We start from the raw sequence: 6,330 nt of genomic DNA on the forward strand, positions 1-6,330 counted from the left end.
GCTCAGTGCGTCAGCTCGGCCGACTCCTTGCCCGGCTGCCGGGGCTGCGGCACCGCCTGGGCGCCCGGCGGCGTGGGGCCGGCACCGCCACGGTCCAGCCTGCTCGGCCACCAGATCCTGCCGCCGAGGTCGAGGTTGATCGCGGTGACCAGCACCGACCGGACGATCATCGTGTCGAGCAGGACACCCAAGGCGATGGTCGTGCCGAGTTGGAGGGTGAACGTCATCGGCATCGTGGCCAGCATCGCGAAGGTCGCCGCGAGCACGACCCCGGCCGAGGTGATCACGCCGCCCGTCGACGACAGGGCGATCACGGAGGCGCGGCGGGTCCCGTGGGCGACGGTCTCCTCGCGGACCCGGGTCATCAAGAAGATGTTGTAGTCGATGCCCAGGGCGACCAGGAACACGAACGTGAAGAGCGGGTAGCCGGTGTCGGTGTGCTCGTGGCCGTAGATGAAGTCGAAGACGAGCCCGGAGATGCCGAGCGCCGCCCCGAACGAGACGATGACGGTGCCGATCAGGATCAGCGGGGACAGCAGCGACCGCAACAGGCCGATCAGGATGAGCAGGACGGCCAGCAGGACGATCGGGATGATCACCAGGTTGTCCCGCGCGGCGGCCTCCTCGACGTCGAGGGTCACCGCGGACATGCCGGTCGTGAGCGCGTCGGCACCGGCCACGTCGTGGGTCGCGGCGCGCACGTCCTCGACGGCCTCGAAGGCGGCGTCGGAGTACGGGTCGCTGGTGAGCTCGGCGACGATCAGCGAGACACCGTCCTGGGTGCCCACGACGACGGGGTCGGCGATGCCTTCGACCTCCGACATCGCGGCGACGACGGCCTCGGCGCCGTCCTCGTCGGCGACGACCTGGACCGGCGTGCTGGCGTCGACCAGACCGTGCTCGATGAGGATGGTCTGCCCGGTGACGGAGTCCTGCTCGGTGGTGTACTGCTCCTCGCTCGGGATGCCGGAGGTGTCCAGGCGCAGGAAGCCCAGGCAGAGGACGCCGAGGACCACGGTGGTGCCGATCCACACCATCCGCGGACGCGGCGCGATCCCGCGTCCGACGCGGGCCCAGAGCCCGGAGGCGGTGGGCTCCTCGGACCCGAACCGGGGGACGAGCGGCCAGAAGACCCACCGCCCGCAGATCACGAGCAGCGCGGGCAGCAGGGTCACCATCACCACGAAGGTCACCGCGACGCCGATGGCGTTGGCGGGCCCCATGCCGGCGGTGGAGTTCAGCTCGGCGAACGTCAGGCACAGCAGCCCGACCACCACGGTGGCGGCGCTGGCCAGGATCGCCGGTGCGGCCCGGTGTAGGGCGAACGCCATCGCCTCGTGCCGGTCCTCGTGCCGCCGGAGCTCCTCGCGGTAGCGGGCCACCAGCAGCAGCGCGTAGTCGGTGCCTGCCCCGATCACCAGCACCGTCAAGATGAACTGGGTCTGCCCGTTGACCGTCAGTCCCGCGTACTTCGCCAGGAAGTAGAGCAGGCCCATCGTCGTCATCAGCCCGACGCCGGCACTGATGATGGGCAGCGCCCACAGCAGCGGGCTGCGGTAGCTGACGAGCAGGATCAGGACGACGACGCCCAGAGTGAACATCAGCAGCTTGCCGTCGAACGAGGTGAAGATCGTGGCGGCGTCCGCGCTCTGGCCGCCCGCGCCGGCCAGGTAGGTGTCGACGCCGTCGATCGCCGTGATCTCGTCGAGCCGGTCCTTGAGGTCGGGCAGCTCCTCCCACAGCTTGTCGCCGTAGTTGACGGTGAACTGCAGCTTGGCCACCTGCCCGTCCTCGGACACGAACGGGGCCGGGACGCCGGCGGCCCGGGCCCGCTGGGGCGTGAGGACCTCCGTGACGCCTTCGATGCCCTCGAGCTCGGTCGCCTGCGCCTCGATCGCGGCCAGGTCGGTCTCGTCGAGGCCGGCCTGCTTGTAGTAGACGACGGTGGTGCCGACGTCGTAGGGGTCCTGGAACGCCTCGAGCTTCTCGAACGCCCGCGTCGACTCGGCGCTGTCCGGCAGCCAGGACTCGGTCTCGTTGTTCTGGACGTCGGTGAGCTTGCCTGCGAACCCGCTCATGATGCCCGCGACGAGCAGCACGGCGACGAGCACGACCCACTTGCTGATGCGGCCGGTGAGCTTGCCGGCGATCTGGCGGTGCATGACTTTCACCTCAGCACTAGGAGAGCCCCGGCGCATCCGGGTTTTCCCCCGGTCCGACCCCGAGTGCATCCGGTTCTCACCGGAGGCCGTTGCTGGTCTGGACCGCCGAGCGGGCGACGGGGTGGGGGTTCAGCGCAGGATCATCGGCGCGATCACGAGCTCGGCGTAGTCGCGCACCTGCTGGTCGGTGTCGAGGCGCGGCGGCCCGTCGACGGTGAGCACCAGCGACTGGGCGAGCCTGGCGAGGGTGACGGCCAGCAGCGGGACGTCGTCGCGCTGGTCGTCTGCCGGCGGCTCCTCGGCGCTGAGCAGGCGTAGGGCCCGGACGCGATCGGCCACCAGGTGCGAGGAGAGCTCCAGCACGTCGCCGGCACGCACGGTCAGGCCGGCCAGGGTGTCCTCGCGGTCGACCTCGAGCAGCTGCCGCAGGAGCGCGCTGCCGCGCAGCTCGGCCAGCGTGGTGGCGAAGAACCGGACCACGTAGCCGATCCGGTCGAAGCCTGCCGCCGCCGGGTCTCCGGGCGCCGGGACGTCGCCGATCGCCGCCTCGATCCGCGCCAGCACCTTCGAGGACTCGTGCAGCAGGGCGGCCGCGACGATCTGCTCCTTGCTGCCCAGGCGTCGGTAGAGCGTGGCCCGGTTGACCCCGGCGCGACGGGCGATGTCGTCGGTGCTGGTGCGCCGGACGCCGGTCAGCGCGAACTGCGCCAGCGCCGCCTCGAGCAGCGCGGTCTCGCCCACGGCCTGGTCTGCCACTCCCACCCCTTGCATCAATGCAACGACTTCTGGTGAACTGTTGCACATTGTCGTCGAGCTCTCGGAGGCTCCAGTGTCCACCGTGTCCCAGCCCGCGCCGCCTGTGTCCCCTGTCGACGCCCGCCCGCCGGCCCGTCCGGGCGCCGGGGCGGGATCGCCCGATCCCCGGGACGCGGCCTTCGGCCTCGACCACTTCGTGGGCGAGCAGCTGCTGATGCTCGGTGCCGGCTCCACGGTCATGTACCAGCTGGCGATGAAGGGCGTCGGACTCGGCGTCGCCGAGCACAGCACCACCCTCCAGCGGCCGGTGGACCGGCTGCGGACCACCCTGACCTACGTCTTCGTGATGACGCTCGGCAGCGAGGAGGAGCGGCGTACCGTCGCCCGTCTGGTCAACCGGGCCCACGCCCCGGTGCGCTCGCAGGGTCGCTACAGCGCGTTCGACCCCGACCTGCAGCTGTGGGTCGCCGCGACCCTGGCCCGCAACGGCGAGACGCTCTACGAACGGGTCTGGGGCCGGATGGACGACGCCACGCGGGAGCGGGTCTATCGCGACGCGTGGGTCTTCGGCACCGCGCTCCAGGTGCGACCCGAGATGTGGCCGCAGACCCGGGCCGAGTTCGAGACCTACTGGGAGGAGTCGCTGCTGCGGCTCGAGGCGGACCCGCAGGTGCAGTGCTACGCCAAGCAGCTGCTCTCGACCTCCGGGTCGCCGTGGCTGCTGCGGCCGCTGATCCCGTTGCAGAGCCTGATGACCCGCGGCAACCTCGATCCCCGCACCCGCGGCCTGCTGGCGCTGCCCTGGTCGCGTCGCGACCAGCTGCTCTATGACCTGTTCTGGCGGGTTTTCCCGCCGGTCTACCGGCTGGTGCCGCGTCCGCTGCGCCACGCGCACGCCCGACTGGTGCTGCGCGACATGAGGCGACGGCTACGTCGAGGACAGCGCGTCATCTGACCCGGGCGCGACCTGCGGGGTCGACCGCGCCGGGGTCCAGACCAGGTTTCGCGAGCGCGCCCCGTCGGAACGATGTGGTCATGTCTCGGACCGCCGCTCGACTCCGCTCGCCCCGCCTCGCGCTCGCCGCCGCCGGCATCTCCCTCCTCCTCGCGGGCTGTGCCACTGCCCAGGCCGGCGAGGCGGTGAAGTTCGAGGGGCCGTCGGAGGAGAAGGTCGAGGAGCTCCACGTGCAGCTGCACGAGCTGGGCGCTCTGGTCGACGCCGCGACCGATGCCAACGTCAAGGTGCAGCGAGCGGTCTACGACACCTTCGCCGAGGATCAGCGGGCCGCGGTCGACGCGCCGGTGATCGTCCGGCGGCTGGAGGCGTTCCGGGCCGAGGCGCAGTCGCGTGACGAGCTGCTCGCCGAGCTCGAGCTGCACCCGGGGTTGCTCGACCCCGAGATCGCGGCACCGTGGGGCCCGTTCGCCGACGCCGTCCGTGACTCCGCTGCGTTCAGCGACAGCTATGTCGAGGGGTTCGCGGCGTTCCGCAAGAGCCTCGTGGCCTGCGACGACACCTACGACGAGCTGGACGGGATCCTGGCGGCCGCCGACCCGAGCCTGATCAAGGACGTCCTCGCCGACCAGGAGCGTGGGCTGAAGGACTGCGCGCCACTGCTCGAGGAGCTGGCCGCCTCGCCGAACCCGATGCACCGCAGCTGGGGCACGAAGTACCTGCGCATGATCGAGAAGCGTCGTGACCTCTTCACTCGCGTCCTGAAGGGGCGTCTCGACGCCTGGCAGCTCATCGTCGAGCTCGACCCGGTGAACCGGATGGTCGTGGTCGACGACTACCTGCCGCCGGCGGTGATCGAGCGGATGGAGGCGCTCAGCGCGGTCGACGAGTTCAACGACGTGGACGCCGTGCTGAAGGAGAAGGCGCCGCTGGAGGACCCGGACGACTCCGAGGGTGACGGGGCCGAGGGTGACGGGGAGGCCGAGGATGGCGGGAAGGACGAGGGTGACGGCGAGGTCGAGGGTGAGGGCGAGGCGATCCGGTAGCCCCGGCCGGGTTATAGAGCGCTTGTTCTGATAAGTTGCCGTCCGACCATACAGACGGCAAGGAGGGCCCATGCCCACGCTCACCCAGGACGGTCCGGTCTGGACCCTCGACCTCGGCGACGACGAGAACCGCTTCTCGCCGGCGCTGCTGACCTCGCTGGAGGAGTGTCTCGAGGAGGTCGCGGCCAGCGACCAGCCCGCGGTGTTGGTCACCACCGGCGGCGGCAAGTTCTACTCCAACGGGCTCGACCTCGACTGGCTCGGCGCGCACCCCGACCAGCTGGGCGGCTACGTGCAGCGGGTGCACGCGCTGTTCGAGCGGGTCCTCACCCTCCCCGTGGCCACGGTCGCCGCGATCAACGGTCACGCGTTCGGAGCCGGTGCGATGCTCGCGATGGCCCACGACCACCGGGTGATGCGCGAGGACCGCGGCTTCTTCTGCTTCCCCGAGGTCGACATCCACATCCCCTTCACGCCCGGTATGAGCGCACTAATCACCGCCAAGCTCACCCCGCGCGCGGCCGTCGACTCGATGACCACCGCCCGGCGCTTCCCCGGCCCCGAGGCGCGAGACGCCGGCCTGGTCGACGCCGTCGCGCCCCTCGAGCAGCTGGCCGAGGCCGCCGCCTCCCGGGTGCGTGACCTGGCGGGCAAGGACCGCGCGACGCTCGGCACGATCAAGTCCACGATGTACGCCGGGGTCGTCGCCGCGCTGCGCCAGCCCCCGGCCTGAGCCCGGCGGTCACGCCCGATGGCGCGCCCGAGGGAGCACGACCGCGACGCACTGCTCGACCACGCCCTGCACCTCTGGGTCGAGCAGGGCACCGGCGGGTTGACGATCCGGGCGCTGAGCAGCCGCTCCGGGGCCTCCACGGGGGCGCTCTACCACGCGTTCGGGTCGCGGGACGTGATCCTGGCGCGGGTCTGGGCCCGAGAGGCTGAGCGGTTCCTCGCCTTCCAGCGGCGCGCCGTCGAGCGGGCGCTGGCCGAGGGCAGCCCCCGGGACGCCGTCGTCGCGGCGGCGCTCGCCCCGGCCGACTACGTGCACCACGACGAACCGGCGGCCCGGCTGCTCCTGGCCGTGACCCCCCGCGACCTCGCCGAGGGCGAGGTCGGGCCGGAGGACCGCGAGCGGCTGCGTGCGCTGCGCCGGGCGCTCGGCGCGCTGATCACCGAGCTCGCCGAGCGGGTCTGGACGGCGACGGACCCGGCCGCGGTGGCGCTGGTGCGCAGCTGCCTGGTCGAGCTGCCCTCCGCCCTGCTGCTCGCCCGCGACCGGGTCGACGACCCCGTCGCCCGGCACGCCCTCGAGCACGCCGTCCGCGGCGTCCTGGCCCAGCCCCCGCCGACCTCTCGCTGATATGTAGGTGCCCGCTGTCAAGGGCAGGGTGAGGCGCCCGTCGTGGATGCC

At 71.7% G+C, this 6,330-nt stretch carries 6 protein-coding genes; 4 read left to right on the forward strand and 2 right to left on the reverse strand.

Annotation, left to right across the window (positions count from 1 at the left end):
- Positions 1 to 2 precede the first annotated feature (2 nt).
- Together D6B71_RS16075 and D6B71_RS16080 are read right to left on the reverse strand one after the other, a co-directional pair.
- On the reverse strand, positions 3 to 2,162 hold the full coding sequence (locus tag D6B71_RS16075; protein WP_121256909.1) for an MMPL family transporter: 2,160 nt from the start codon (positions 2,160 to 2,162) through the stop codon (positions 3 to 5).
- Between the two features lie 129 nt (positions 2,163 to 2,291).
- The gene (locus tag D6B71_RS16080; protein ID WP_164519700.1) at positions 2,292 to 2,918 is read right to left on the reverse strand and encodes a TetR/AcrR family transcriptional regulator; all 627 of its coding nucleotides are present in this window, start codon (positions 2,916 to 2,918) and stop codon (positions 2,292 to 2,294) included.
- An 82-nt stretch (positions 2,919 to 3,000) separates the two neighbouring features.
- Between D6B71_RS16080 and D6B71_RS16085 the strand changes: the two genes are divergently transcribed.
- The 4 genes from D6B71_RS16085 (at position 3,001) to D6B71_RS16100 (ending at position 6,279) form a co-directional block, all read left to right on the forward strand.
- A complete protein-coding gene (locus tag D6B71_RS16085; protein ID WP_206051800.1) occupies positions 3,001 to 3,873 on the forward strand; it encodes an oxygenase MpaB family protein in 873 nt (290 codons plus the stop codon).
- Positions 3,874 to 3,953: 80 nt separating this feature from the next.
- Positions 3,954 to 4,919, forward strand: a complete 966-nt coding sequence (locus D6B71_RS16090) for a hypothetical protein (RefSeq protein WP_121256918.1) — start codon at positions 3,954 to 3,956, stop codon at positions 4,917 to 4,919.
- 70 nt (positions 4,920 to 4,989) lie between these two features.
- Positions 4,990 to 5,652 (forward strand): enoyl-CoA hydratase/isomerase family protein, encoded by a 663-nt coding sequence (locus tag D6B71_RS16095; protein ID WP_121256920.1) that lies wholly within the window; start codon positions 4,990 to 4,992, stop codon positions 5,650 to 5,652.
- An 18-nt stretch (positions 5,653 to 5,670) separates the two neighbouring features.
- Positions 5,671 to 6,279: a TetR/AcrR family transcriptional regulator gene (locus tag D6B71_RS16100; RefSeq protein WP_121256923.1), complete on the forward strand. Its 609-nt coding sequence runs from the start codon at positions 5,671 to 5,673 to the stop codon at positions 6,277 to 6,279.
- Positions 6,280 to 6,330: the final 51 nt, after the last annotated feature.

Origin of the sequence: Nocardioides ferulae (assembly GCF_003660455.1) — a bacterium.
GTDB lineage: Bacteria > Actinomycetota > Actinomycetes > Propionibacteriales > Nocardioidaceae > Nocardioides > Nocardioides ferulae.

Bases quoted from the DNA above. Each gene is read 5' to 3' on its own strand.
- D6B71_RS16075 (WP_121256909.1), bottom strand. From the start codon at position 2,162: ATGCACCGCCAGATCGCCGGCAAGCTCACCGGCCGCATCAGCAAGTGG.
- D6B71_RS16090 (WP_121256918.1), top strand. From the start codon at position 3,954: ATGTCTCGGACCGCCGCTCGACTCCGCTCGCCCCGCCTCGCGCTCGCC.
- D6B71_RS16095 (WP_121256920.1), top strand. From the start codon at position 4,990: ATGCCCACGCTCACCCAGGACGGTCCGGTCTGGACCCTCGACCTCGGC.
- D6B71_RS16100 (WP_121256923.1), top strand. From the start codon at position 5,671: ATGGCGCGCCCGAGGGAGCACGACCGCGACGCACTGCTCGACCACGCC.